The sequence below is a fragment of the Burkholderia sp. 9777_1386 genome (genome assembly GCF_015712265.1).
Taxonomy (GTDB): domain Bacteria; phylum Pseudomonadota; class Gammaproteobacteria; order Burkholderiales; family Burkholderiaceae; genus Burkholderia; species Burkholderia cenocepacia.
Map to the genome: position 1 here is coordinate 178,628 of NZ_JACCQB010000002.1, position 25,153 is coordinate 203,780.

General features: G+C 68.4%; 21 protein-coding genes and 1 pseudogene. 7 read left to right on the top strand and 15 right to left on the bottom strand.

The annotated features are described in order from the left end of the window. Nucleotides 1-24: 24 nt before the first annotated feature. The 5 genes from H0X91_RS02860 to H0X91_RS02880 all read right to left on the bottom strand — a co-directional run bounded on the left by H0X91_RS02860 (nucleotide 25) and on the right by H0X91_RS02880 (nucleotide 6,168). Complete coding sequence (locus H0X91_RS02860) at nucleotides 25-1,443, bottom strand: MFS transporter (protein ID WP_006487759.1); 1,419 nt, start codon at nucleotides 1,441-1,443, stop codon at nucleotides 25-27. A 256-nt stretch (nucleotides 1,444-1,699) separates the two neighbouring features. Next, entirely contained in the window at nucleotides 1,700-2,536 is an 837-nt protein-coding gene (locus H0X91_RS02865; RefSeq protein ID WP_196432788.1) for an ABC transporter permease, read from the bottom strand. Between the two features lie 37 nt (nucleotides 2,537-2,573). Further along, nucleotides 2,574-3,830 carry an ABC transporter permease gene (locus tag H0X91_RS02870; RefSeq protein WP_027810457.1) on the bottom strand — a complete coding sequence of 419 codons (1,257 nt, stop codon included), beginning with the start codon at nucleotides 3,828-3,830 and terminating at the stop codon, nucleotides 2,574-2,576. 111 nt (nucleotides 3,831-3,941) lie between these two features. Then, the gene (locus H0X91_RS02875; RefSeq protein WP_058902895.1) at nucleotides 3,942-4,988 is read right to left on the bottom strand and encodes an ABC transporter substrate-binding protein; all 1,047 of its coding nucleotides are present in this window, start codon (nucleotides 4,986-4,988) and stop codon (nucleotides 3,942-3,944) included. A gap of 76 nt (nucleotides 4,989-5,064) precedes the next feature. Next, a complete protein-coding gene (locus tag H0X91_RS02880) occupies nucleotides 5,065-6,168 on the bottom strand; it encodes an ABC transporter ATP-binding protein (RefSeq protein WP_012493203.1) in 1,104 nt (367 codons plus the stop codon). A gap of 107 nt (nucleotides 6,169-6,275) precedes the next feature. Between H0X91_RS02880 and pdxR the strand changes: the two genes are divergently transcribed. Continuing rightward, entirely contained in the window at nucleotides 6,276-7,799 is a 1,524-nt protein-coding gene (gene pdxR / locus H0X91_RS02885; RefSeq protein WP_112750690.1) for a MocR-like pyridoxine biosynthesis transcription factor PdxR, read from the top strand. 27 nt (nucleotides 7,800-7,826) lie between these two features. On the opposite strand, the gene H0X91_RS02890 is transcribed toward pdxR, so the two are convergent. The 5 genes from H0X91_RS02890 to H0X91_RS02910 all read right to left on the bottom strand — a co-directional run bounded on the left by H0X91_RS02890 (nucleotide 7,827) and on the right by H0X91_RS02910 (nucleotide 13,457). Further along, on the bottom strand, nucleotides 7,827-8,861 hold the full coding sequence (locus tag H0X91_RS02890; protein WP_080324262.1) for a lipase secretion chaperone: 1,035 nt from the start codon (nucleotides 8,859-8,861) through the stop codon (nucleotides 7,827-7,829). Between the two features lie 3 nt (nucleotides 8,862-8,864). Continuing rightward, the gene (locus H0X91_RS02895) at nucleotides 8,865-9,959 is read right to left on the bottom strand and encodes a triacylglycerol lipase (RefSeq protein ID WP_196432789.1); all 1,095 of its coding nucleotides are present in this window, start codon (nucleotides 9,957-9,959) and stop codon (nucleotides 8,865-8,867) included. 221 nt (nucleotides 9,960-10,180) lie between these two features. After that, nucleotides 10,181-12,313 carry a TonB-dependent copper receptor gene (locus H0X91_RS02900; protein WP_196432790.1) on the bottom strand — a complete coding sequence of 711 codons (2,133 nt, stop codon included), beginning with the start codon at nucleotides 12,311-12,313 and terminating at the stop codon, nucleotides 10,181-10,183. An 83-nt stretch (nucleotides 12,314-12,396) separates the two neighbouring features. After that, nucleotides 12,397-12,765, bottom strand: a complete 369-nt coding sequence (locus tag H0X91_RS02905; RefSeq protein WP_196432791.1) for a DUF2946 domain-containing protein — start codon at nucleotides 12,763-12,765, stop codon at nucleotides 12,397-12,399. A gap of 155 nt (nucleotides 12,766-12,920) precedes the next feature. Further along, the gene (locus tag H0X91_RS02910; protein ID WP_006483770.1) at nucleotides 12,921-13,457 is read right to left on the bottom strand and encodes a cytochrome b; all 537 of its coding nucleotides are present in this window, start codon (nucleotides 13,455-13,457) and stop codon (nucleotides 12,921-12,923) included. 226 nt (nucleotides 13,458-13,683) lie between these two features. Here H0X91_RS02910 and H0X91_RS02915 point away from each other — a divergent pair, with 226 nt between their 5' ends. Then, nucleotides 13,684-14,322, top strand: coding sequence for a Pr6Pr family membrane protein (locus H0X91_RS02915; protein ID WP_012493201.1), 639 nt, complete (start codon nucleotides 13,684-13,686; stop codon nucleotides 14,320-14,322). Nucleotides 14,323-14,379: 57 nt separating this feature from the next. On the opposite strand, the gene H0X91_RS02920 is transcribed toward H0X91_RS02915, so the two are convergent. Further along, nucleotides 14,380-15,114 carry a peptidoglycan DD-metalloendopeptidase family protein gene (locus H0X91_RS02920; RefSeq protein WP_034202615.1) on the bottom strand — a complete coding sequence of 245 codons (735 nt, stop codon included), beginning with the start codon at nucleotides 15,112-15,114 and terminating at the stop codon, nucleotides 14,380-14,382. A gap of 425 nt (nucleotides 15,115-15,539) precedes the next feature. Between H0X91_RS02920 and H0X91_RS02925 the strand changes: the two genes are divergently transcribed. After that, nucleotides 15,540-15,860, top strand: coding sequence for a hypothetical protein (locus H0X91_RS02925; protein WP_006485139.1), 321 nt, complete (start codon nucleotides 15,540-15,542; stop codon nucleotides 15,858-15,860). A 115-nt stretch (nucleotides 15,861-15,975) separates the two neighbouring features. Here the strand turns inward: H0X91_RS02925 and H0X91_RS02930 are convergent, their stop codons facing one another. Together H0X91_RS02930 and gndA are read right to left on the bottom strand one after the other, a co-directional pair. Then, complete coding sequence (locus H0X91_RS02930; protein ID WP_006485136.1) at nucleotides 15,976-16,320, bottom strand: DUF4148 domain-containing protein; 345 nt, start codon at nucleotides 16,318-16,320, stop codon at nucleotides 15,976-15,978. 200 nt (nucleotides 16,321-16,520) lie between these two features. Further along, on the bottom strand, nucleotides 16,521-17,933 hold the full coding sequence (gene gndA / locus H0X91_RS02935; RefSeq protein WP_006479382.1) for an NADP-dependent phosphogluconate dehydrogenase: 1,413 nt from the start codon (nucleotides 17,931-17,933) through the stop codon (nucleotides 16,521-16,523). A 6-nt stretch (nucleotides 17,934-17,939) separates the two neighbouring features. Here gndA and H0X91_RS34915 point away from each other — a divergent pair. Beyond that, nucleotides 17,940-18,014: pseudogene (locus tag H0X91_RS34915) on the top strand (6-phosphogluconate dehydrogenase); the annotation flags it as partial. A 15-nt stretch (nucleotides 18,015-18,029) separates the two neighbouring features. Here H0X91_RS34915 and H0X91_RS02940 read toward each other — a convergent pair. Beyond that, a complete protein-coding gene (locus tag H0X91_RS02940; protein ID WP_062885412.1) occupies nucleotides 18,030-18,671 on the bottom strand; it encodes a DUF938 domain-containing protein in 642 nt (213 codons plus the stop codon). Beyond that, nucleotides 18,668-19,576: an NAD-dependent protein deacetylase gene (locus H0X91_RS02945; protein WP_048985286.1), complete on the bottom strand. Its 909-nt coding sequence runs from the start codon at nucleotides 19,574-19,576 to the stop codon at nucleotides 18,668-18,670. Before H0X91_RS02945 ends, H0X91_RS02940 begins: the two co-directional genes overlap by 4 nt. Before the next feature lie 991 nt (nucleotides 19,577-20,567). Between H0X91_RS02945 and H0X91_RS02950 the strand changes: the two genes are divergently transcribed. From H0X91_RS02950 to H0X91_RS02960, 3 genes are all read left to right on the top strand, one after another. Then, nucleotides 20,568-21,299, top strand: coding sequence for a GNAT family N-acetyltransferase (locus H0X91_RS02950; RefSeq protein WP_112750691.1), 732 nt, complete (start codon nucleotides 20,568-20,570; stop codon nucleotides 21,297-21,299). A 99-nt stretch (nucleotides 21,300-21,398) separates the two neighbouring features. Then, the gene (locus H0X91_RS02955; RefSeq protein WP_048985249.1) at nucleotides 21,399-22,358 is read left to right on the top strand and encodes an LLM class oxidoreductase; all 960 of its coding nucleotides are present in this window, start codon (nucleotides 21,399-21,401) and stop codon (nucleotides 22,356-22,358) included. A 335-nt stretch (nucleotides 22,359-22,693) separates the two neighbouring features. After that, a complete protein-coding gene (locus H0X91_RS02960; protein ID WP_196432792.1) occupies nucleotides 22,694-25,153 on the top strand; it encodes a mechanosensitive ion channel family protein in 2,460 nt (819 codons plus the stop codon).

A 25,153-nucleotide genomic window follows, 5' to 3' on the forward strand; every position in this document is an offset into this window, starting at 1 on the left:
GCGCCGGTTGTGACCGCCCCGCCCCTACTCCGTCGCCGGCTCCTTCACGCGCTCCGACACGACCGGTGCGCCGGCCCGATGCGACGGCGCGAACAGCCGCAGCCCGCTCGCGACGCTCGCCGCGCCCGCGAAACCCGCGCCGAGCATCAACGCAAGCGTCGGCCCGTGACGGCCCGCAATGCCGAACGACAGCGCGACCAGCGCCGCCCCCGTCGCCTGCCCGATCAACCGCGCGGTCGCGATGATCCCGCTCGCGCCGCCGCTGCGCTCGGGCGGCGCGCTCGACATCAGCGCCTTGAGGTTCGGCGACTGGAAGAAGCCGAAGCCCGCGCCGCACAGCATCATCCGCCAGCCGATGTCGACGACGCCCGGCGATACCGGCAGCGCGGCGAGCGACACCATGCCCGCGCTCAGCAACGCCAGGCCGATCGCGCCGAGCAACCCTGGCGGATAACGATCCGACAGCCGCCCCGCGATCGGCGCGGCGAGCGCGACGATCGCCGACCACGGCGTCATCAGGAACCCCGTTTCGACCGCGCTGCGATGCAGGACGGTTTCGAAATAAAACGGCAGCGACACGAACGCGAGGCCCTGCGCGGCGAACGCGCAGACGGCCGTCAGCGCGGACAGCGTGAACACGGGCCGGCGGAACAGGTCGACCGGCAGCATCGGCGCCGGATGCCCGGCCTGGCGGCGGATCAACAGCCAGCCGAACGCGAGTGCAACCGCGGCCGACGCGAACACGACGGAAAGCGGCCCGCGCTGCGCGAATTCGCCGAGCGCGAAGATCAGCGACGCGAACGTGATCACGTTGAACAGCGCGGCGACCGGATCGAACACGTGCTTGCCGCGCGCCGTCTGCGGCAGCGACGGAATCGCCACCGCGAGCGCGAACACGCCGAGCGGTACGTTCACCGCGAACAGCCACGGCCATGCGGCTACCGACAGGATCAGCGACGCGATCGTCGGCCCCACCGCGAACGACACGCCGACGACGAGCGCGTTGAAGCCGACGCCGCGCCCGAGTCGATGCGCGGGAAACAGGCCGCGGATCAGCGCGACGTTGACGCTCATGATCGCGCTCGCGCCGAAGCCCTGCACGATGCGCGCGGCCGTCAGCATCGGCAGCGTCGACGCGAGCGAACAACCGAGCGACGCCAGCGTGAACACCGCCAGCCCCGCGACATACACGCGCTTGTGACCGACGATGTCGCCGAGCGACGCGAACGGCAGCAGCGTCGCGACCATCGCGAGCTGGTACGCGTTGATGATCCACACGGACGCGGCCGGCGACGCATGCAGGTCGGTCGCGATGGCGGGCAGCGCGGTGTTCGCGATCGCGGTGTCGAGCGTCGCGAGCGCGACGGCCAGCAGCACGGCGGACATCGCGCGCCAGTTGACGGCCGGCTCGTGGGCGCCGGCGGGGGAAGCGAATTCGGACAAGATGGGCTCGGCTGACGAGCGACGCGCGGCGTCGCGGATTGAGCGGCGCGGCGACGCGCGCTCCGTGCGGCAAGAACGGAACGCGCGGCACCGCGAGCCGTATTGTTGCAGAGCCGCACCGAACGTGCAGGCGGCCGCGCCGTCAGTCAGCGAAACGAAAGATTCGGCATGCCGCGTCGAACGAGCGGCACCGATGAAGACGCAACGAGCGGCGGTCTCGCCGCCTGTCGGACGGCGCGCGGCCGACCGCCGCTATTTACGACACTGCCCGCCGCGCATTGCGACCGCGCAGCCATTCGAGCGCGAGCAGCAGGCTCGTCGAGAAGATGATCAGGATCGTGGCGAGCGCGGCGATCGTCGGGCTGATGTTCTCGCGAATGCCCGTAAACATCTGGCGCGGCAGCGTCGTCTGGTCCGCGCCCGCGAGAAACAGCGTGACGACCACTTCGTCGAACGACGTGGCGAACGCGAACAGCGCGCCCGACATCACGCCCGGCGCGATCACCGGCAGCGTCACGCGGAAGAAGGTCGACACCGGGCTCGCGCCGAGCGACAGGCTCGCGCGCACGAGGTTCTGGTTGAAGCCCTGCAGCGTCGCGGCCACCGTCGTCACGACGAACGGCACGCCGAGCGCCGCGTGCGCGGCGATCAGCCCCGTGTAGGTATTCGCGAGTCCGAGCGGCGCGAAGAACAGGTACATGCCGACGCCGACCACGACGACGGGCACGATCATCGGCGACAGCAGCACGGCCATCAGCAGCCCCTTGCCGCGGAAATCGGCCTTCGTCAGGCCGATCGCGGCGAGCGTGCCGAGCACGGTCGCGACGACGGTCGCCGACGGCGCGACGATGAAGCTGTTCTTCGCGGCCATGCGCCACTCGTCCGATGCGATCAGGTTCTCGTACCAGCGCATCGAGAAACCCGGAATCGGATAGACGAGGAACGTGCTCGACGAGAACGACAGCGGCACGATCGCGAGCACCGGCAGGATCAGGTACAGCAGCGTCACCACGACGAGCACGCGCAACGCGACGTACCACGCGCGCTCGACGAACGACATGTGCGGCGCGAACAGCGGCCTGGCGAGTTTCATGGTCGGCATCCCCTTCCCGTTTCCCTGTGCCCGGCGCTCAGCCGAGGCTCACGTTGGTGCGCGTGAAGCGCCCGTACACCGCGTACAGCACCAGCGTCGCCGCGAGCAGCAGCCCGCCGAGCGCACACGCCATGCCCCAGTTGATCGTCACGTTCGTGAAGTACGCGACGTAGTAGCTGACCATCTGGTCGTTCGGCCCGCCGAGCAGCGCGGGCGTGATGTAGTAGCCGATCGCGAGGATGAACACCAGCAGCGCGCCCGCGCCGACGCCCGGATAGGTTTGCGGCACGTACACGCGCCAGAACGCGGCGAACGGATGGCTGCCGAGCGACACGGCCGCGCGCTGGTAGGTCGGCGGGATCGACTTCATCACGCTGTAGAGCGGCAGGATCATGAACGGCAGCAGGATGTGCGTCATCGAGATGTACACGCCGACGCGGTTGAACAGCAGCGTCAGCGGATGCGAGATCAGCCCGCTGCCGATCAGCGCCGTGTTGATGAGCCCTTCGCTCTGCAGCAGCACGATCCACGCGGCGACGCGCACGAGCACCGACGTCCAGAACGGAATCAGCACGAGGATCATCACGAGGTTCGCGCGTCGTTCCGACAGCGTCGAGATCCAGTACGCGAGCGGATAGCCGAGCAGCAGCGCGAACAGCGTGACGGCGACGCCGATCACGAACGTGCGGCCGAAGATCGCGAGGTAGATCGACTGATCGGGATCGGCTTGCACGATGTGGCCGAAGCCGTCCTGCTTGTGATCGAGCGCGGCGAGCAGGTAGAACGGCGACACCTGGCTGCCGTTCTTCGCGATCGACTGCCAGTACGCGACGTCGCCCCAGCGCGCATCGAGGTCGATGAATTTGGCGCGCGTCTGCGCGGGCGTCAGCGCCGCGTCATTGTCGCCCTTCAGCGGCATCGCGCGCGCCGTCTTCGCGACGAGCGAGCGATAGCCGGGAATCTCGGTGTTCAGGCGCCGCGCGAGCGCGCCCATCGCCTCGCTGTCGGCCACCTTCGTCATGTCGGCCGCGAGCGCGACATACGCGGCGTCCGCCGGCGGCGTCTTGCGGTCCCAGCCCGACAACGCGGCGACCGTGTTCGGCAACGCGGTCGCGATCTCCGGGTTCTGCACCGCGCGCGTGAGCAGCGTGCCGATCGGCACGACGAAAATCAGCAGCAGGAAAATCGCGAGCGGCGCGACCAGCAGCAGCGCCATCGTGCGCTTGCGGGCCTCGGCGGCCTTCAGCTCGCGCTTGAGCGCGGCGGTCGACGGCGAGGAAGGCGCGATCGTCATCGTATTCAACTGGTCTCTCCGGCCGGACACGTTCCGGCGGCATGCCGCGCGACGCGATCGACGCGTCGCGCGGCCGGTTGCATCACGACACCCGTGAGGATGCCTGACCGGTTACTTCGTTGCCCACGCGGCGAAGCGCTGTTCGAGCTCGTCGCTGTGGTCGGTCCAGAAGCCGATGTCCTCGAGCACCGCGTTCTTGCCGTTGGCCGGCGAGTTCGGCAGATTCGCGAGCGTCTTCGCGTCGAGCGCCTTGATTGCGGCAACGTTCGTCGGGCCGTACGCGATGTGCTGCGCATACGCCTGCTGCGGCTTCGGCGTCAGCGAGTACGCGATGTACTGCTCGGCCAGCGCCTTGTTCGGCGAGCCCTTCGGAATCGCCCAGTAGTCGAGGTCGTAGATGCTGCCGTTCCACACGACCTTCAGGTTCTTGCCTTCCTTCTGCGCGGCGTCGATGCGGCCGTTGTACGCGGTCGACATCACGACGTCGCCGGCGACGAGGAACTGCGGCGGCTGCGCGCCCGCTTCCCACCACTGGATGTACGGCTTCAGCTCGTCGAGCTTCTTGAACGCGCGATCCTGGCCGGCCTTCGTGCCGAGCACCTTGTAGACGTCCTTCGTCGCGACGCCGTCGGCCATCAGCGCGAATTCGAGGTTGTAGCGCGCGCCCTTGCGCATCCCGCGCTTGCCGGGGAATTTCTTCACGTTCCAGAAATCGGCCCAGCCGGTGGGCGCCGACTTCAGCTTGTCCGCGTTGTACGACAGCGCGGTCGACCACACGAAGAAGCCGACGCCGCACACCTGCGGCGCTTCCGGAATCAGGTCGGATTTCTTCGCGATCTTCGACCAGTCGAGCTTCTCGTACAGCCCTTCGTCGCAGCCGCGGTTCAGGTCGCCCGATTCGACTTCGACCACGTCCCAGTTGACGTGCTTCGCCTCGACCATCGCCTTCACCTTCGCCTGCTCGCCGTTGTATTCGACGGCCGTGACCTTGTTGCCGGTCGCCTTCTCGAACGGCTGGTTGAACGCGACCTTCTGCGCGTCGCCGTTCGCGCCACCGAAGTTGACGACCGTGAGCTCGGCAGCCGTGGCCGATGCGCCGAACGCGACCAGTGCCAGCGCGAGTGCCGTACGGCGCGCGGTAAAGCTTGCTCGTTTCATGATGGTTCCTCTCCTCTCGTGGTGGAAGTGGGCTTTGTTGTTGACGACGTGCTGCGGAAAAGCGGGTAAACCATGCTCACGCGAACACGCGCAGGTGTTCGGGCGAGAACGCAAGCGAGACCGGGGCGCCGGGCGAGAACGCGTCGAGCGCGCCGGTGCCGAGCGGCACCTTCACGAAGCACTCGTCCTGGCCCGGCAGTGCGCAGCGCATGCGCACGTGATCGCCGAAATAGATGAGGCTGCGCGCCTCGCCGCTCACGCAATTGGCGGCGCCGCCATTCATCCCGTTCGCGCCGTGCGCGGCGAGGCTCATGCGCTCGGGGCGGATGCACGCGACAGCGGATGCGCCCTCGGCGGCTTCGCCGATATGGCGGCCGACGAGCTTCGTGCCGTCGTCGAGCCGGAATTCGCAGAATTCGCCGTCGACGCGCGCGATGGTGCCGCGCAGCCGGTTGCTGTCGCCGATGAAGTTCGCGACGAATTCGTTGCACGGCGATTCGTACAGGCGATCGACGGTGTCGAGCTGCTGCACGATGCCCTTGTCGAACACGGCGACGCGATCGGACATCGTCAGCGCCTCGCCCTGGTCGTGCGTCACGTACACGAAGGTCACGCCGAGCTTTTCGTGCAGCGCCTTCAGTTCGTATTGCATGTGTTCGCGCAACTGCTTGTCGAGCGCGCCGAGCGGTTCGTCCATCAGCACCAGCTTCGGCTCGAACACAAGCGCGCGCGCCAGCGCGATACGCTGCTGCTGGCCGCCCGACAGTTGCGCCGGATAGCGTTTCGCGAAGCGCTCCATCTGCACCATCTTCAGCGCGTGCGCGACACGCTCCGCGCGCTCGCCGGCGGGCAGCTTGCGCACCGTCAGCGGATACCCGACGTTCTGCTCGACCGTCAGGTGCGGAAACAGCGCGTAGTTCTGAAACACCATGCCGATGTTGCGCTTGTGCGGCGGCACGTTGTTCAGCAGCTCGCCGTCGAGGCGGATCTCGCCGCCGGTCGGGAATTCGAAGCCGGCGAGCATCATCAGGCAGGTGGTCTTGCCCGAGCCGGACGGCCCGAGCAGCGTCAGGAATTCCCCGCGGTGGATGTCGAGGTCGAGCGATTTGACGACGAGCGTTTCGCCGTCGTAGGTCTTCCGCACGCCGCGAAAGCTGACGATCACATCATCGGACTTCATCGTGCTGTCCCCTGGTTCCGCGCCAATTGATTTTGAGATGCGAGCCACTATACGGCGCGCACGGTTCTATACTAGGGAACCATTTCAATATTCCTAGTAGGACCACTTTGGATACCGTGATCGTCGCCGACTGGCTGTCCGCCCGCATCGACCGCAGCTCGCCCGAACCGATGTACCGGCAGCTGCTGCAACTGATGCAGCAGGCCATCCTGACCGGGGAATTGGGGCCAGGGACAAAGCTGCCGAGTTCGCGCACGCTCGCGGGCGACCTGTCGATCGCGCGCAATACGGTGCTGCACGTGTACGACCAGCTGACGGCCGAAGGCTACGTGCTGACGACGACCGGCAGCGGCACCTACGTGGCCGACACGCGGCCGGACGCCGCCGCGATCCGCGTGCCGGGCGCCACGCCGCCGCCGTCAGCCGCCGACGAACTGCCGGCGCCCGACGCACAGGGCAGCCTGTCGATGCGCGGGCGGCAGTTGATCGAGCATGCGGGCGTCTCGCGGCGCCAGTGGGGTGCGTTCATGCCGGGCGTGCCGGACGTGTCGGAATTCCCGAGCCGCACGTGGAGCCGCCTGCAGGCGCGGCTGTGGAAGGAGGCCAATCCGGAGCTGCTGACCTATGCGCCGGGCGGCGGCTACCGGCCGCTGCGGCGTGCGCTCGCCGATTACCTGCGCGTCGCGCGCTCGGTCAAATGCTCGCCGGACCAGGTGATCATCACGACGGGCATCCATCAGTCGATCGATCTCGCGGTGCGGCTGCTGTCCGACATCGGCGATCGTGCGTGGGTCGAGGAACCGTGCTACTGGGGCGTGCGCAGCGTATTGCAGGCGGCCGGCCTGACGCTCGTGCCGGTGCCGGTCGACCAGGAAGGGCTCGACCCGCGCGCGAGCGACATGCAGCACCCGCCTCGGCTCGTGCTGGTCACGCCGTCGCACCAGTACCCGCTCGGGATGGTGATGAGCCTCGCGCGGCGCCGCATGCTGCTCGAATATGCGCGCCAGCACCGCTGCTGGATCATCGAGGACGACTACGACAGCGAATTCCGTTACGGCAGCCGCCCGCTCGCGTCGCTGCAGGGTCTCGACGACGGCGGCCGCGTGATCTACGTCGGCAGTCTCGGCAAGATGCTGTTCCCGGGGCTGCGGATGGGTTACATGGTCGTGCCCGAGCACCTGGTCGACACCTTCCGCACCGGGTTGTCGGAGCTGTACCGCGAAGGCCAGCTGATGCAGCAGGCCGTGCTCGCCGAATTCATCATGGACGGCCACCTCACTTCGCACGTCAGACGAATGCGCACGCTGTACGGCGAGCGCCGGCAACTGATGATCGACGCGATCCGGGCGCGCTTCGGCGAGGCGCTGCCCGTGATGGGCGACGAGGCCGGCCTGCATCTGGTGCTCGGCCTGCCCGATGCGTGCGACGATCGCGCGGTCACGCAGAGCGCGTTCGACGCCGGCGTGATCGTGCGCCCGCTGACCAGCTACTACAGCAACCTCGACACCGCGCGGCAGGGCCTGCTGCTCGGCTATGCATGCGTCGCGCACGAAGGCATCCGGCCCGCGTTCGATACGCTCGCCGATACCATCGAGCAACATCTGCCGCGACACATCACGCGCGCGGCATGAAGCCCGCCACACGCGGCGACACCCGGGTCAATGCGCGCTGCCCGCGCCGCGATCGAGCGACGCCGCGCGTACGGCTTCGCCGGGCTTCGTGAACACGCGCTGCCGCAGCGCGGCAATCTGTGCGTCGCGGTCCTGCGGCGACAGGCCGGCCGACTCGATCTGCGCACGCTGCGCCGCATAATCCGCGTAACGGCTCTGCCACGACGCATCGTCCTGCTGCATCTGCGCGACGCGCGCCGCCGCCTCGGGCCCGAGCGTCTGCGTCAGTTGCGCGCGCATCGCATCGGGCGTCGCGCCGCTCTTCCGCAATTGCGCGATCTGGTCGATCGCCGCGCGCTGCCGGTCCACCCGCTGCTGCGCCTCGCGTTCGTCGGCCGGCATCTGCTGCTCGAGCGCCGCGAGCCGTTCGGCCTTCTGCGCATCGGTCAATGAGCGGTCCTGAGTAATCTTCAAGCGTGCGAGGTCATAGCGCTGCCGCCACTGCTCCGCGCCGAAGAACGGCTGGCTCCAGTCGCCGAGCGTGCGGTACGCGATCGACGCCCGCTGATCGAGCGCGAGCTGCAACGCGCCGGGATCGGACTTGTCGACCGCACCGGCGTCGCGCAATGTCGCGAGCGCATCGAGATACGCGCGATACCGATGCCACACGTCGAGCGCCTCCGCCTGTGCGACCGTGCCGTCGAGCTGCGCGGCGATCTCGCGAACGACGAACGCATCGAGCGCGGCCGCGCTCAGGTCGCTCCGCGCGGTCAGGCAATAGTCGAAGAAATCGCGCACCGTGCGCGACTTCGCGAGATGGCCGCCTGCATCGAGCGGCAACCGCGGCGCACTGGAACCGGCGAGCGACGGCGGCACGCCCGCACTCGCCGGCACCGCGGCCTGCGATGCGGCGACCGCCACGCCGCCCACCGCGGCCGCCTCCGGCGCATCACCCGCTGCGCCCGTGCCGCGATGCGATCCCGCACCGCTCCACATCGCGACGCCGGCGACTGCCGCGAGCCCCACGCCCCCGTAGATCGCAGCGCGCCGCACGAGCGGCGCGCGCCCTTCACGTGCCGCCATCGATCACACGCCCGCGAGCTTCAGCCGGTTCGCATGCGTGCGGATCACCGCGACCGGGTCTTCCGCATACGCGCCGCGCACGCCGAGCAGCTGGTTGATCTCGTCGATATGGTTCCACTTGTAGCGCGTGCTCAGCACCTTGCCGTACAGCGCGCTGCACTTCGACACGAGCCCGTCGTTCTCGCCCGAACCGCGGTTGATCATCACCGTGCCCGTGCCGAACAGCGCGAGCGTCGACAGGTCGAGCACGTTCGCCGGATCGACGACCGGAACGGTGCTCGTATCCGTCGCCCCCGTCACGCCGAACAGCGACAGCGTCGGCTGGATCGCCGTGCCGGCCCACGAATACAGCAGATGCGTGTTGCCGCCGACGGTTTCCGTCGGCGCGCCGGTCTGGCAACTGCCGGGAGCGCCGAGGCCCGCGCTCGGATAGTTCTGGTTGTAGGTGGCGGCCTGCGCGGTCGTCAGCGTCTTCAGCGACGCGAGTGCGTCCTGGTTCGTGTTGTGGCTGCTGCTCGTCAGGATTCCGAATACATTGACGAACGCGGCGATCACCGTCGACGACAGTCCGGTCGGATCGTACGCGAGCACGTCCTGCACGAAGTCGGCGAACTCGGAGCCGCGATGCGGCGTGCCGATCGTCGTCACCGACGCGACGAGATCGGGCGCGACGGCCGCGACATAGCGCGACGTCAGCCCGCCCTGGCTGTGACCGACGAGATTGACCTTGGTCGCGCCGGTCGCGGCGAGCACCGTCTTCACGTAAGCCAGCAGCTGTTCGCCGCGCCCGTTCGGGCCGTCGTCGCTCTGGAAGCCCGACAGGTTCGCGACGTAGACGGTCGCGCCATGCTGTTGCAGGTCTTCCTGGATGCCGTACCAGTAATCGAGTACGCCCGCGTACTTGTCGGTGCCGGTCAACCCGTGCACGAGAATGATCGGATAGCGCGTCGTCGCATAGTCGTCGGCGGGCGCGGTTGCCGCCATCGCCGCGTGCGTCGTCGCGAGCGTCGTCAGCGCGGTCGTCCCCGCGAACGGCGCGACGCTCATCGCGCATGCCACTGCCCCTGCCATTACCCTGGAACACATCGATTTGGCCATGCATGTTCTCCTGATTATTGTGCTGCCGGTGCGAATGACACCGGATCGACACGCACGCCGCCTCGCACGGACCTCGTGTGTCGAATGCGGGAGTGAAGCACGACTCGCGAACGTTTGCGCCCCGACTAGATACGGTTCTCTAATCGGTTGACGCGCCCCGCCCGTTCGGGCGGGGCGGCGTGCAGGCACGCGCATGCTGCGGCGCACACGCGCGTGGCGCGCTACAGCTTCGCGCTCACGCGTACCCACGCGGTACGCCCCGGCTCCATCACCGGCGCATTCGCCGGATAGCCGAAACCCGCGTTGCCGGCAAGGTTCAAATGCTCGGTGTAGGCCTTGTTCAGCACGTTGTCGACCCCCACCGAAATCTGCACGGTCTTGCTGACGTTGTACTGCGTATGCAGCGACAGCACGCCGAATCCGGCGCTCGGGCCGAAGTCCTTGCCGACCACGTTGCCCTCGTTCAGCGCATAGCGATGCTGCGACGCAACGATGCGCCACAGGCCGCCCGCCGACCAGGCGCCGCGCGTGTATTCGAGCCCGATGCGCGCCTCCAGCGGCGGCATCTGCGGCAGCGGATCGCCGCTCGCCACGTTGCGCCCCCACGCATACGCGAGCGACGTCTCGACGCGCAGCGGCGCGACCGGCCGCCACGACACGCCGGCCTCGCCACCCATGATCTGCGCGTTGACGTTGGTCGCCTGCGTGGTCGGGCCCATCATGCCGGTCGCATAGTCGAACAGGATGAAGTCCTGGACGTAGCCCGCGTACGCCGACACCCATGCATCGAACCGGTCGCTCTTATATTGCGCGCCGATATCGAGCTGCGTGGTCTTCTCCGGCCGCACCGCCGAGAACGCGTTGACCGACCCGGTCGGCCCGCGCGTCGCGGAGAACAGTTCCCAGTAGTCCGGATAACGCTCCGCGTGGCCGATCCCCGCGTACCACGTGACGGGCAGCGACGCGAGATCGCGCTCGTAGCGCACGAAGCCGCTCGGCAGCACTTTCGTCCGATCGTCGTCGAACGTCGGATTCGGCTTGCTCATCATCATGCCGCGCTTCATCGCGCGCTTGTCGCGTGCGCTCGCATAGTCGACGCGCGCGCCGCCGATCACGCGCGATACGTCGCTCGCATACCACGTCAGCTCGCTGAACACGCCCGCATTCCACATGGTCGCCTGCGCATCCCACGGCTGGTCGCGGTAGTTCTGCTGCCCCATCGACGAGCGCGAATCGAGCCGGTTCGATTGCGCATCGACGCCCGTGACGAGCTTGAAGTCGTCGCCGAAGCGGAACGTCGCGGCCGCACGCGCGCCCACCGTGCGGCGCCGCACGTCCGCGGCCATCCGCATCGGCATGCTGCTCGCGGGGTCGGGCTGCCGCAACGTGTAGTTGTCCATCACGTGATCGGCTTCGTTGTAGTACACGCGCGCCTCGATCCGGTCGAGCACGTCGCCGAGATGCCGCTTGTCGAACGACAGGCCGAACGTCTCGCGGCGGAAATGCGCGCCGTCCATCCCGCGGCCCGCATAGCGTGCGTAGCCGTCGCCGGTGCCGGCCGTCAGCTCGACGCGCGTATGGTCGTCGGGCGTCCAGCCGAGCGCCGCATCGGCGTTCCACTTGTCCCACTGCGACGGCACGGTGTTGCCGTTGCCGTCCTGGTAGTCCTGCGAATGCGCGTGGTTCGCGATCACGCGGCCATAGACGTCCGGCGTGCCGGCAGTGAGGTCGATGTTCTGGTCGTTGCGGCCGAACGATCCGCCGACCAGGCTGCCCTCGAAGCGCATGCCGGGGCGCTCGAAACGCGGCGTCACACGCTCGAACAGCACGGTGCCGGCCGATGCGCCGGGACCGTACAGCACGGTCTGCGGCCCCTTCACGACCGTCACCTTGTCATAGCTTTCCGGTGCGATGTACGACGTCGGCGCGTCCATCCGGTTCGGGCACGCGCCGAGCGTCGGCATCCCGTTCGCCAGGATGTTCAACCGCGAACCGAACATCCCGCGCAGCACGGGATCGCCGTTCGTGCCACCGCTGCGGATCGACGTGAAGCCGGGGATCGTCTTCAGGTAGTCGGCGCCGTCGCTGGCGGGCAGCGGCTGGCGCGGCGCCTTCGGATCGGTGACGACGACGAGCGGCGTCGACAGCGGCGCCGCCACGACTTCGACGGGCGGCAACAGCATCGCGGCGTCGTTCGCCGTCGCGCCGGCCGCAGGCGCCGTTTCGGCCGCGGCGGCGCTCGCGGCCAGCGCGCCGACAGCCAGCGCGGGAACGGTGAGTTTCAGCATGCGCGGCAAGGGCCGCGCACGGGCATTGCGTGACGCCTGTGGTGCACGCAACTGGAAATTGGTCATGATCGAAAGCCCGAGTGACGCCCTCCACGCGGCCTCGACGGGCCGCACGGATATCGGCGGAATGAGAAACGGCGGGAAACGCGTCAGGCGCGCTCGGGCGGTGCGCGCGGATAGGCGCGCGGATAGCGGTCGCTGCGCGCCGCGACGGCAGGCGGCGCGGCGACGGAAACGGAAACGACGGGAACGGCGCCGACCGACGCGGCGGCAGGCGCGCCGATGGCCGGGCTATGAGCGAAGAAGCCGCAGTAGCCGCACGCGTCGAGATGCAGCGCATGATCGCGCATGCCGCCGGCAGCGGGCGCACGATGCGCGCCATGCTCGGTACTGCAGACGATCGCATCGGGCGTGGCCGCCTGCGCGATACGCCACTGCGACACCAGCGGCGCGGCGATCGCGATCCAGATCGCGAGCAGGCCAAGCCAGGCAGTCAGGTGACGATGTCGGTGCAGCATGTGCGGCGACGAGTAAGCGGAATGTAAAAACAGCCGAGATGTTACAGAATGTTCAACGCGATGACCAGTGCCGACGACGGTAAACGAACCGGGGGCGCATGGTTGTCAACACAACCATGCGCCCCCGCCTGCGATGCGCTTCGGACGCGCGATGATCAGGGCGCCATGCGCCGCAGCACGTCGTCGCGCCGGATGAAGTGATGGTAGAGCGCGGCCAGCGCATGCAGGCCGATCACGAAGTAGAACGCGTTGCCGATCAGCTCGTGCGCTTCCTTGATCGTCGGCCGCAGCGCCTTGTCGGGGCCGAACAGCGTGAACGACACGCCGAGCCAGTCGAGCGACACCGGCTTGCCGCCCATGTTGATCATCATGATGCCGAGCAGCGGCTGCGCGATGATGAACACGTAGAGCGCGAGATGCGCGAGCTTCGACAGCCAGCGCAGCAACGTCGCCTGCGGAATCGCTTCCGGCGCGCGGCTGACCAGTCGCCACAGCACGCGCAGCACCGACAGCACGAGGACGAACGTACCGGCCGTCAGGTGCACGTTCATCCAGAACGCCCGGCTGTCGCTGCCTTTCGGTCCGCGGATCTCGATGGCCAGGTAGGCCAGCGCGACCAGCAGGAAGATGGCCCAGTGGAAGAAGATCGCGGGCGAGCTGTAGCGCGTCTGTTTCGCGAGGATGTTTTTCATGCTTCGTCTCGTGTTGTATTCGGGGAGGGGCGCCAGCTGCAGCCGGCCTGCGCCCGGCAAGGCTGTGACGATTGTAGCCGCGCGGGCGGCCGGTTTTGCACGGCGCGGTCAAATATCCGACGAATCGTCAACGCGCGCCGCGCGCGGCCGGCCTATGGAAAATCCGCATCGCGCGCCCGGGCGGCTGTGGCACGATGAAGCTTTGGTGCGACGGCGCGCGGGCATCATGAGCAAAGCGTTCTTCGTTGCAGCCTACCGGCTGATCGCCGCATTGCTCGCGGTGTCCACCACGCTGCACAGCGTCGCCGACTACTGGCGCCTGCCGAGCTTCCATCTCGGCAACTACCTCAGCTACTTCACGCAACTGAGCAGCCTCTACGCGGCCGCGATGCTGGCCGCGGGGCTGTGGCGCATCGCGCGGCCCGGCTCGGCCCGCTACGAATCGATGCGCGGCGCGGCGGTGCTGTACGTGCTGATCACCGCGATCGTCTACGAGCTGCTGCTCGCGCGGCTCGATGCGCTGCGCCACGTCACGCCGGCGTTCAACAACTGGGTACTGCACCGGATCGTGCCGCTCGTGATGCTGTGCGACTGGCTGTATGTCGAACCGCGCTCGCCGATTCCGCGCCGCAGTGCGTTCGCGTGGCTCGGCTTTCCGGTCGTCTATCTCGGCTATACGCTCGTGCGCGGCGCGGTGGAGGACTGGTATCCCTACCCGTTCGTCGATCCGCGGCCGCACGGCTATCTGCCGGTCGCGATCCAGTGTTCGCTGATCGCGCTCGGCGCGGCGGCGCTCGCACTGGGCATTCGCTGGCTCGGCAATCATGCGAGACAGTCTGGCAGCGCGACGCTTAAGGAAGGATGAAGATGGAAGCGGTTCGAACGTGTGCGCCGCCCGGCGCACACGTGGCGATACCGACGATCAGCCGCCGTTGCGCGGCAGGAAGTTCATCGGATCGACGACCTTGCCGTTCTGGCGGACTTCGAACTCGAACGTCGAACGACCGCTCGCGTCGGTGCCCATTTCGGCGACCGGCTGGCCCTGGCGCACCGCGTCGCCTTCGTTGACGAGCAGCTTGCCGTTGTGCCCGTAGGCCGTGATGAGCCCGTTGTCGTGCTTCAGGATCACGAGCGGGCCATACGCCTTGACGCCGGAGCCGGCGTACACCACGCGCCCGTTTGCCGCGGCCCGCACCGAGTGGTCGGGCCCGGATGCGGCGATCACGACGCCGCGCGACTTGCCGGCCGCAAACGGCGTCGCGACGACACCCGTGGCCGGCCACGCGAGCGAGCCCGGCTGGGCGGCGGCCGCGGGCGGCTGCCCGTACGCATTCGCCGCCGGCGGCGGCGCGACCCGCAGCACCTGGCCCGGCGACACGGCGTCCGTCGGCGCCATGTGGTTCCAGCTGGCCACGTCCTGCACGCGCTGTCCGTAGGCGCTCGCGATGCCCGCCAGCGTATCGCCCGGGTTCACGCGGTAATAGCCGGCAATCACGCCCGGCGTCGCAGCCGACGTGGGCGCCGGCTGGCGCGTGGGTTGCCAGCTGTCGGTCCACGGCGTCATCGTGCAGCCCGTCAGCGCGATGGCCGCGGCAACGAGCGCCGCCTGCGGCAGCCAGCGCGTGAGCGTGTCGTGGATGGGAATAGTTTCTCTCAAGGGTCCTCCCGGATTTGCGTCGTCGCGCCGCCCACCGCCCCCCCGGCGCGCGACGCACGATGTCCGGCCGAACGGCCGGATCAACCAGTATCCGACCGCTTTCGCGGCCGTCAGTTTCCACAGCGGAACGTCGGCGCGGATGAGCTCACCGGCCCCTTTTTCGCGTCGTCCCGACCGGCAAAGATACCATTTGTCGCGGTCAACACCCCGACAGTTGCCCGATCCGGAAACAATCTTGCGGCATCGCACGGGCATCCCGGCGGGCCGCGCGCCGCGCCGGGCGGGCCATCCGGCCGGCGCTTGCGGGTTTCTCGCGGGCGCGGCCGCCCTCGCCCGCCGTATCGGCCCCGTCATATTCTCCGCTTCGATCGCCGCCTATACTCGGTGGTGCGCAGCGCGATCCAACGACAACGAGGAGCAAGACAATGAATAACGCGACGTTTCTCTCCGTGCAGCTCGACGCCGACGATTTCGCCGGTTCCAGCGGTCTGGTCGAATTGCTCAACCGGCACCTGTTGTTCGCGACCGACGTCGCCGAAGCGGCCGACGCGCTGGTTCAGCTGGCGAGCGTCACGCACCTGACCGGCGCCACGCGCCACAGCGTCGAGTTGCCGGTCCTCGCGATCGAACGACTGCGCGACGCGCTCGATACGCTGAGCGGTTACGACGAAACGTGGCTGCAGGTGCTGGAACCGGCCGAGGCGCTGTTCCGCGAGATCGGGCGCGGCAGACGCCCGCTGCACTGAACGCCGCCGCATTCATTGCGCGTTCCAATGAAAACACCCCGTCGTTCCGCATAGCGGTACGACGGGGTGTTCGTACTACAGGGGGTCAGATGCGGTCGCCAGCGCGGCCGTGCCATTAACGACCCTTGTAGACCGGTGCGCCATCCGAGATGCGCTTGACTTGCCAGCCGGTCTTGGCCGCGGCCGGCGCGCCCGATTCCTGACCAGCAGCCGGTTGCGCACCGTAGCCGGTCGTGTCGGCAGCGGCGACGTTCTGTTGCGGGTTCAGACGGGCTTCGGCAGCCTGGATGCTTTCCGGGTAGTTGGTCCGGTCGCTGCCCAGCTTGTAGCCGGCCTGTTGGAGCTGAACCAGCTCGGCCTTCACCTGGGCACGGGTGACGGGCGCGTTCTGTTGGGCGAACGAGACGGCGGGGACGGCGAGGACAGCAGCAGCAGCGAACGTTGCGATCAGCGATTTCATGATTACCTCCGGGATTTTTTTGCTCCGCCGCACACACCATGTCTGCAGCGATGGAACAGAGTTTAGTCCCGGCAGCACCTAGGGAAAACCATGAAAGAACGAAAACACTGTTTCCCCGGAGCCAACAATGCCGGCATCCGGGATAGAAAAACCCTATTCAAAAAATAGATTTTCGCAACAATGCCGCCGCCGCTAGCCGGTTACGACCAGTTCGCGTGGAAGCTGCCCGGCTTGTCCGTGCGCTCGAACGTGTGCGCGCCGAAGAAGTCGCGCTGCGCCTGCACGAGGTTCGCGGGCAGCCGCTCGGACCGGTAGCTGTCGAAGTACGCGACCGCCGACGCGAACGCCGGGACCGGCACGCCGGCCTTCACCGCGGCCACCACGACGTCGCGCAGCGCGGTCTGGTAGTTCGCGGCGATGTCCTTGAAGTACGGGTCGAGCAGCAGGTTCGCGAGCGCCGGATCCTTCGCATACGCGTCGGTGATCTTCTGCAGGAAGCGCGCGCGGATGATGCAGCCCGCGCGGAAGATCTTCGCGATCGTCCCGAGATCGAGGTTCCAGCCGTATTCTTCCGACGCCGTGCGCAGCTGCGCGAAGCCCTGCGCGTACGAGATCACCTTGCTCAGATACAGCGCGCGGCGCACCGCTTCGACGAATGCAGCGCGATCGCCGTCGAACGGCGCGGCAGCCGGGCCCGACAGGATCTTGCTGGCCGCGACCCGCTCGGTCTTCAGCGACGACAGCACGCGCGCGAACACCGACTCGGTGATGAGCGGCAGCGGCACGCCCAGATCCAGCGCGTTCTGGCTCGTCCACTTGCCGGTGCCCTTCTGCGCCGCGCGATCGAGGATCACGTCGACGAGATGCTTGCCGGTTTCTTCATCCTTCTTGCCGAAGATCTTCGACGTGATCTCGATCAGGTAGCTGTCGAGCTCGCCCTGGTTCCATTCCGTGTACACCGCGCCGAGTTCGTCGTTGGTCAGGCCCGCGACGTCCTTCAGCACCGAGTAGCTTTCGGCGATCAGTTGCATGTCGCCGTATTCGATGCCGTTGTGGACCATCTTCACGTAGTGGCCCGCACCGTCCGGGCCCATGTACGCGACGCACGGCTCGCCGTCCGACGGCGCCTTCGCGGCGATCTGCTTGAGGATCGGCTCGACGAGGTCGTACGCGTCGCGCTGGCCGCCGGGCATGATCGACGGGCCGCGCAGCGCGCCCTCTTCGCCGCCCGACACGCCGGTGCCGATGAAATGCAGGCCCGACTGCGCGAGTTCCTGGTTGCGGCGGATCGTGTCGGTGAAATGCGTGTTGCCACCGTCGATCAGCACGTCGCCCTTCTCGAGCAGCGGCTTGAGCGAGGCGATCGTCGCATCGGTCGCTTCCCCGGCCTTCACCATCATCAGGATCCGGCGCGGCGTTTCGAGCGACGCGACGAATTCTTCGAGCGTATAGGTCGGCACCAGATTGCGGCCGGGGAATTCGGCGATCAGTTCGTCGGTTTTCTCGCGACTGCGGTTGAACACCGACACCGCGTAACCGCGGCTCTCGATATTGAGTGCGAGATTGCGGCCCATCACCGCGAGCCCGATCACACCGATTGCTTGTTTGCCCATTAGTCAATTCTCCGGAAAAAACGGGGCGCGACCCGAGCCGGGCGCGCGCACAGGCGAAAGGATAGTGGAAACCCGGCGGCGCTGCGCGCTTGCGTGTCATTGCTCCGCGTGCGGCAGGCGCCGGAACACGACGCTCAGGTTGTTCGCCGGCATCTCGACGACCTCGATGCAGTCGAGCCCGAGATCGAGGCCGAGCGCGACCACGGTCTCCAGATCGCGCACGCCCCACGACGGATCGCGGCTGCGCAACTGCTGGTCGAACGCCTCGTTCGACGGGGCCGTATGCCGGCCTTCGCGACGATACGGGCCGTACAGGAACAGCACGCCGCCCGGCCGCAGCACGCGCGACGCACCGGCGAACAGCGCGTCGGTGCAGGCCCACGGCGAGATATGGATCATGTTGATGCAGACGATCGCGTCGAGCGCCGCGACCGGCCACGGCGTGTCGCGCACGTCGAACGCCAGCGGCCCGGCGACGTTCGCGAGGCCCGCATGCGCAACCCACGCGGCGATCGAACGCCGCGCCTGCGCATCGGGATCGCTCGGCTGCCAGTGCAGGCCCGGCAACGCCTGCGCGAAATGAACGACGTGCTGCCCGGTGCCGCTCGCGATTTCGAGCACGCTGCCGCTCGCCGGCAGCACGCGCCGCAGCACGTCGAGGATCGGCCCGCGATTGCGTTCGGCCGCCGGCGCCGACAGCCGCGCGGACGGATCGGGGGAAGAAGCGGCGCCGGTCACGATGCATGCTCCTGCGTGTCGCCCGCGCTGCTGCGCCCGAGCCCGAGCCGCGCCACGAGTGCGTCGAGCGCGGGTGCGCAATGCGCCTCGACCTTCAGCGTCAGTATCGGGTCGGCGCGCGTATGGCCGAGATTGAGGGCGGCAAGCGGCTTGTGCTGCGCCTGCGCCCACACGCAGAAGCGGTAGCCGGAATACACCATCAGCGACGAACCGACGACGAGCAGCGCGTCGGCCGCATCGAGCGCCTGCGACGCCAGCGCCACGCGTTCGCGCGGCACGTTCTCGCCGAAGAACACCACCGCCGGCTTCAGCAGGCCGCCACACGCGGGGCACGCCGGGATGCGGAACGTATCGAGCGCGGCCCATTCGAGATGCGCGTCGCCGTCCGCCGCCGGCTCGGCCTGCGCGCCCAGCAACTCGGGATTGTCGGCTTCGAGCACGGTCTGGATCGTCGCCCGCGCGTGATGCGCGCCGCAGTCGAGGCAGGTCACGCCGTTGATCCCGCCGTGCAGTTCGATCACGTCGTCGCTGCCCGCCCGCTGATGCAGGCCGTCGACGTTCTGCGTGACGAGGCGTTCGATCCGGCCCGCGCCGCCGAGCCGCGCCAGCGCGACGTGCGACCCGTTCGGCCGCGCGCGGCCCACGACCGGCCAGCCGATCATGCTGCGCGCCCAGTAGCGGCGCCGCGCGGCATCGGAGCCGAGGAATTCGTGAAGCTGGATCGGCGGCGAGCGCATCCATTGACCGTTGCGGTCGCGGTAACCGGGAATGCCGGAATCGGTGCTGATGCCCGCGCCGGTCAGCACGAGCAGGCGCGGATGACGCTCGACGAACGTGTGCAGCGCATCGAGCGCGGCCGGATCGACGTCGGCGATGGAGGGATCGGGCAAGGCTTTATCGTTCATGTTGGCAACGTGATCGGTCGCGCCGGGCAGGCCGTGCGCCCGCACGGGCGGCCACGCACGCCAGCACATGATACAGAACGCCGTGCGATCGGGCGGACCGCCGCCACGGCACGCCCGCGCACGCAAAAAGACGCCCGTCGCCGCTCGGCGACGGGCGCTTCAACAATTGATCCATCGGGGTAGTGGATCAACTGACAGCACAATGTTGCGACGCCCGTCATACCGCGATCGACGGCCGTTCCCCTGGACCCTGCGTGTTCCGCCTGCCGCGCGCATCGGCGCGTCATCGGCCTTCCCGACCCGATCCCGTTCCACCGGCTCGTCACGCCGATGCGAAGCCCATCGCGCAAACGCGTTCGCCGCGCGACGACGGGCGTGGTGTCATGGCATGACGATTCCGGGATCCGGGCCGACGCCATCCGCCTGCGTTCGCGGTTCATCCGCGACGGCCGACCGGCACCGGTCGGCTTCGTGCGTCACGCATGCACGTCGTCGTTCAGAACGAACCCGATTGCTCGGATGGAACGGAAAGCCGCTCGCTCACGTCGCCGCAATCAGCGGGGAAGCGACTACCCTGGCAGGTCGGCGATTCATGTTTGCAACACGATTCGTTGCGTTTCGGTCTTTTCTCATTCTCTTGTCCCCGTCTCCGATACATCCGACCCACTGAAGCGATTGCCGGGTCGACTGCGCCCGCGATCGCGCTCACGGCCCATACCACCATGCAAGGAGCGCACCATGTTTCATGGCGCAAGGCCTCGCGGGGCCCGGCAAGGCCGCGGGCAGGCATCGCGCCCCGTCAGAAAGCCCGAATGTTTCGAAACTGAAACGCACCGCCGGTGCCGCCGGCATCGTCGCGTCGGCGCTGCGCGCGGCGGCCAATCGCCTTACAATCGGCTACAATTGGCGCCGCCCCGTCACCGGATGCGAGCGCCCGGCATTGCCCCTTCCCGCGGATCTGCACCGCCCGACCGGAACCCGCACTCGCCGCATGCCCGACACGAAGAACTGGCTGGAGATCGACTACCGCACGCTGTTCAGGCTGCACCCCGATCGCCGGATCGAACGCGAGAACGATCCCGACGAATCGCCGGCGCCACGCTTCTGGCTCGGCCGCTGCGCGGGCGGCACGCTGTCCGGCGTACGTGCGGACGTACCCGCCGGCATCGCGGACGAACTGACGCGCGTGGCCGACAGTGAACCGCCGTGGTCGGACGACGCGCCGCCCACGCACCTCGAACGCTATCTCGGATTGCTCGCACCCGTTTCGCACTGGAACATCGGCCTCGTGTATGCGTTGCCGCATGCGCTCGAATTCGATACCGACGCGCACGCCACGCTGGTCGACGGCGACAGCGACACGGGTCGACGATTGCTGCGATCGCTGGCCGTGCACGGCATGCCGGAAGGGCTGCTGTCGATGGGGTTTCGAAGCGCCGCCGATCTGTGGGCGCCGTGGTGCGCGGCTGTGGTCGACGGCGAAATCGCGTCGCTCGCGTTTGCCGCGCGACTGTCCGACGTCGGCGCCGAACTCGGTGTCGCGACCGCGCCGGCGTTCCGCGGGCGCGGCCTCGCGGCCGCCGTCACCGCCGCGTGGTCGCGCTTGCCGTCGCTGCGCACGCGCACGCTGTTCTACAGCACCGACCGCGACAACCGCGCGTCGCAACGCGTGGCGTCACGCCTGGGGCTCGCGTTGCGTGGCGCGACGCTGCGGGTCGGGTAGCGCGGGGCGGAACCGTCCCGCTCGCGCATCGCGCAAACACGCTAGCATTCGGACACGGAACGCCGCGCGTTCCCGTCGCCTCGCCCCCAAGGACTCGCCATGACCCCTTCCGCTTCCACCCGCGCCGACGTCGCGCATCGCGTCTTCTCGGCCGGGCGGCTGTCGATCGGCCTCACGCTTCCGCTGCTTCGCAGCGGCCACATCGTCGCGGACTTCAACGAACAGCTCGAACTCGCGGCGCTGGCCGATTCGCTCGGCTTTCGCGCGCTGTGGATTCGCGACGTGCCGCTGAACAGCGCCGACTATCCGGACCCGGTCGGCCACCTCGATCCGTGGGTGCTGCTCGGCGCGCTGGCGTCGCGCACCCGCCGGATCGCGCTCGCCAGCGGCGCGATCGTGCTGCCGCTGCGCCATCCGCTGCATATCGCGAAAGGTGCGCTGTCGGTCGCGACGCTGTCGGGCGGGCGCTTCATCCTCGGGCTCGGCTCCGGCGACCGGCCGCCCGAATACGCGGCGTTCGGCGTCGACGCGCAAACGCGGCGCGACCGCTATCGCGCGCACTGGGACGTCGTCGCGGCCGCGCTCGGCGTGCCGTCGCGCGTGCTGCCCGACGAAGCGCCGCCCGATGCGCCCGAATTCACGCTGCTGCCGCGCGACGGCGACGCGGTGCCGATGCTTGCGGTCGGCTCGGGTGGACAGAGCGTCGACTGGATCGCCCGGCATTCGATCGGCTGGATGACGTATCACCGCGATCCGGATACGCAGCGCGCCCGCTATTCGATGTGGCGCGCGGCGGTCGACCGGCTCGCGTCGCCGCCGTTTCGCGCGTTCGGCGTCTCGATGCGGCTCGATCTCGCCACGCACCCCGATACGCCGGCCACCGCGCTGCCGCTCGGTTACGCTACCGGGCGCCGCGCGTTGGTCGACATCCTGCGGGACATGCGCACGGCGGGTACGCATCATGTCACGCTGAACCTGGGCTCGGACCGACCCGTGCGCGAGGTCATCGAAGAAATCGCCGAGCACGTCTTGCCGGTATTTCATGACGAGCAGGCGTAATTAATCAGGAATCCGAATTCCGTGATGGAATGCACGCGTGGATCGTGATCGAACGAGCGCTCGCTGGGTGACGCATCCCGCGCCGGCGTCGATAAACCCGCGTGACAGGCTCCTTACGATCGGGGAAGCGGGATCTTGCGTCCGATATCGGACAGCCGACGGTCTGCGTCCGGCACACGACTTGCGCGCCTGCATGGCCGGCGTCGCGCATGCCCGATCCGAATCGTCGGCGACGGAACGACGGAACTATTCGGTCCCGATCGCGATCATGTTAACTTCCGTCCATCGTTCAGCCTGGCGGGCCGCGTGACGACACGCACCCGCATGCCCACTCCATGCGACATATCCTTCTCGGCTGGCTGCTCGCCGCCGTCGTCTCGGCCGCTCACGCGACCGCTCCCGCTCCGGCCGCCGCGTCGGCCGCCTCCGACGCCGCGCCCGCACTGACGCCGCAACAGGCGCGGCAGGCACTGAATGTGCTCGAAAACCCGCGCGAGCGCGCGCAAGTCGAAACGACGCTACGCGCCATCGCGGCGGTCGGCGCGTTGAGCGCACCGGCGGTGCCGGCCAGCGCAGCGTCTGCGGCCAGCGGCGCATCGGCGGCCGCCGCGCCGGCCGCGCTCACGTCGAACGGGCTCGCGTCGATGCTCGTCCGCCAGGGATCGCGCTGGGCCGCTCAGATCGGCAACGCGCTGCAGGAATCGCTGCGCTCGCTGCTCGACATCGGGTCGGTGGGCAGCTGGTGGCACGACAAGCTGGTGCGCGCCGACCAGCGGGCGGATCTCACTCGCACGCTCGGGATCCTCCTCGCGGTGCTCCTGCCGGCGCTCGTCGTCGAATGGCTCGCGAAGCGGGTGTTGCGACGCGCGCTGGCCGCGGTGGCCGCACGCCGCGCCGATACGTCGCGCCGCACCGCGTCCGATTCCGCCGCATCGGACGAGGATCACGCACCGCCGCCCGATACATCCGCCCCACCCGATCACGCCGACACGGTCGACGCTCCCTCGTCCACGCAAAGCCGCGGCCATGCACGCCGACACACCACGCTGCTGCACCGGCTGCCGCGCGCGCTCGTCAGTCTCGCGCTGCGCGTGGTGCCGCTGCTCGTATTCGTCGGTGTCGCGAGCCTGACGATGTCGTTGCTCGACGAAGCCGGCACGCCGATCGACGCCGCGCTCGAAGCATTGATCGACATCTACGTGATCTGCCGGCTCGTCACGATCGTCAGCCGGCTGTTCTTCCAGCCCGATGCGCGGCAATTGCGGCTGCTGCATATCAGCGACGCATGGGCCGAATTCGCGCAACGCTCGATCGCACGGATCGTGGTCGTGGTCGGCACATGCACGGCGGCCGTCGAGATCGCCGCGAACTTCGGTCTGAACGAAGCCGGCCATGTCGCGCTGCTGAAGGCCGTCGCGCTCGTCGGCCACGTGATGATCTCGGTGCTGATCCTGCAGTGCCGGCGGCCGGTCGCGGCACGCATCCGTGCCGCCGGCGCGGATCGCCCGACCTTCTCGGTCGTCGGCAACGCGCTCGCGGACGCGTGGGCGCCCGTCTCGGTCTTCATCGTGATGGCGCTGTGGTTCGTGTGGGCGCTCGACGTCCACAACGGTTATCGCGTGCTGATCACGCTCGGCGGCCGCTCGATCGCGGTGATGATCGCGATGCGGATGGTGTCGATCGTCGTGTTCGGCGCGCTCGCGCGGCTGTTCCAGCGCCGCGAGGACGACCGCACGCTCGTTCATCTGCACGCGTACCGCTACTACCCGCTGCTGCGCCAGATCGTGTCCGGGGCGATCGGCGTCGTGACCCTCGTGCTGCTGCTGCAGATCTGGGGCGTGCCGATCTTCCGCGCGTTCGAAACCGGCACGATCGGCCACCGGCTCGCGTCCGCGCTGGTGACGATCGCGATCGCGGCGATCGTCGCACTCGTCGTGTGGGAAGCGGCCAACATCGCGATCGAGCGCCGTCTGCAGCGCTGGACGCGCGAAGGCAACCTGGTGCGCGCGGCGCGGCTGCGCACGCTGCTGCCGATGCTGCGCTCGCTGCTGTTCGTGATGATCGCGCTCGTCGTCGTGCTGACGGGCCTCAGCGAACTCGGCGTGAACGTCGGGCCGCTGCTCGCCGGCGCCAGCATCTTCGGCGTCGCGCTGGGCTTCGGCTCGCAGAAGCTGGTGCAGGATTTCATCACCGGGATCTTCCTGCTGATGGAAAACGCGATGCAGGTCGGCGACTGGGTCACGCTCGCCGGCGTGTCGGGCACGGTCGAATACCTGTCGATCCGCACCGTGCGGCTGCGCGCCGGCGACGGGTCGCTGTACACGATCCCGTTCAGCTCGGTGACGACCGTCAACAACACGAATCGCGGGCTCGGCAACGCGGCCGTCAAGGTCAGCATCGCGTATGGCGAGGACATCGACCGCGCGATCGCGACGCTGAAGGAAATCGGCGCCGCATTGCGCGACGATCCGAAGTATCACGACGGCATCCTGTCGGACTTCAGCTACTGGGGTATCGACCAGGTCGACGGCGCGGCGCTCGCGCTGGCCGGACAGATGCAGTGCACGGACTCGGCGCGCTGGAGCGTGCAGCGCGAATTCAACCGGCGGATCGCCGAGACGTTCCGCGAACGCGGAATCCGGATCGCCAATCCGCAGCGCAGCGTCGTGGCCTATGCGGACGGCTCGCGGCCTGTCGCCGCCGACGAAAACGATCCGCGCGCCGACACGCGGAATGCCGCCGATACGGCAGCCCCGCCGCCGTCGCCCGACGAAGCGGCGCGCAAGCCGGGTTGA

Excerpts from the sequence above, each read along its gene's own strand:
- H0X91_RS02895 (WP_196432789.1), bottom strand. The coding sequence starts at position 9,959 with ATGGCCAAATCGATGTGTTCCAGGGTAATGGCAGGGGCAGTGGCATGC.
- H0X91_RS02960 (WP_196432792.1), top strand. The coding sequence starts at position 22,694 with ATGCGACATATCCTTCTCGGCTGGCTGCTCGCCGCCGTCGTCTCGGCC.
- H0X91_RS02875 (WP_058902895.1), bottom strand. The coding sequence starts at position 4,988 with ATGAAACGAGCAAGCTTTACCGCGCGCCGTACGGCACTCGCGCTGGCA.
- H0X91_RS02905 (WP_196432791.1), bottom strand. The coding sequence starts at position 12,765 with ATGCTGCACCGACATCGTCACCTGACTGCCTGGCTTGGCCTGCTCGCG.
- H0X91_RS02950 (WP_112750691.1), top strand. The coding sequence starts at position 20,568 with ATGCCCGACACGAAGAACTGGCTGGAGATCGACTACCGCACGCTGTTC.
- H0X91_RS02930 (WP_006485136.1), bottom strand. The coding sequence starts at position 16,320 with ATGAAATCGCTGATCGCAACGTTCGCTGCTGCTGCTGTCCTCGCCGTC.
- H0X91_RS02955 (WP_048985249.1), top strand. The coding sequence starts at position 21,399 with ATGACCCCTTCCGCTTCCACCCGCGCCGACGTCGCGCATCGCGTCTTC.
- H0X91_RS02900 (WP_196432790.1), bottom strand. The coding sequence starts at position 12,313 with ATGACCAATTTCCAGTTGCGTGCACCACAGGCGTCACGCAATGCCCGT.
- H0X91_RS02910 (WP_006483770.1), bottom strand. The coding sequence starts at position 13,457 with ATGAAAAACATCCTCGCGAAACAGACGCGCTACAGCTCGCCCGCGATC.
- H0X91_RS02925 (WP_006485139.1), top strand. The coding sequence starts at position 15,540 with ATGAATAACGCGACGTTTCTCTCCGTGCAGCTCGACGCCGACGATTTC.
- H0X91_RS02880 (WP_012493203.1), bottom strand. The coding sequence starts at position 6,168 with ATGAAGTCCGATGATGTGATCGTCAGCTTTCGCGGCGTGCGGAAGACC.
- H0X91_RS02865 (WP_196432788.1), bottom strand. The coding sequence starts at position 2,536 with ATGAAACTCGCCAGGCCGCTGTTCGCGCCGCACATGTCGTTCGTCGAG.
- H0X91_RS02890 (WP_080324262.1), bottom strand. The coding sequence starts at position 8,861 with ATGGCGGCACGTGAAGGGCGCGCGCCGCTCGTGCGGCGCGCTGCGATC.
- H0X91_RS02870 (WP_027810457.1), bottom strand. The coding sequence starts at position 3,830 with ATGACGATCGCGCCTTCCTCGCCGTCGACCGCCGCGCTCAAGCGCGAG.
- H0X91_RS02915 (WP_012493201.1), top strand. The coding sequence starts at position 13,684 with ATGAGCAAAGCGTTCTTCGTTGCAGCCTACCGGCTGATCGCCGCATTG.
- H0X91_RS02945 (WP_048985286.1), bottom strand. The coding sequence starts at position 19,576 with ATGAACGATAAAGCCTTGCCCGATCCCTCCATCGCCGACGTCGATCCG.
- gndA (WP_006479382.1), bottom strand. The coding sequence starts at position 17,933 with ATGGGCAAACAAGCAATCGGTGTGATCGGGCTCGCGGTGATGGGCCGC.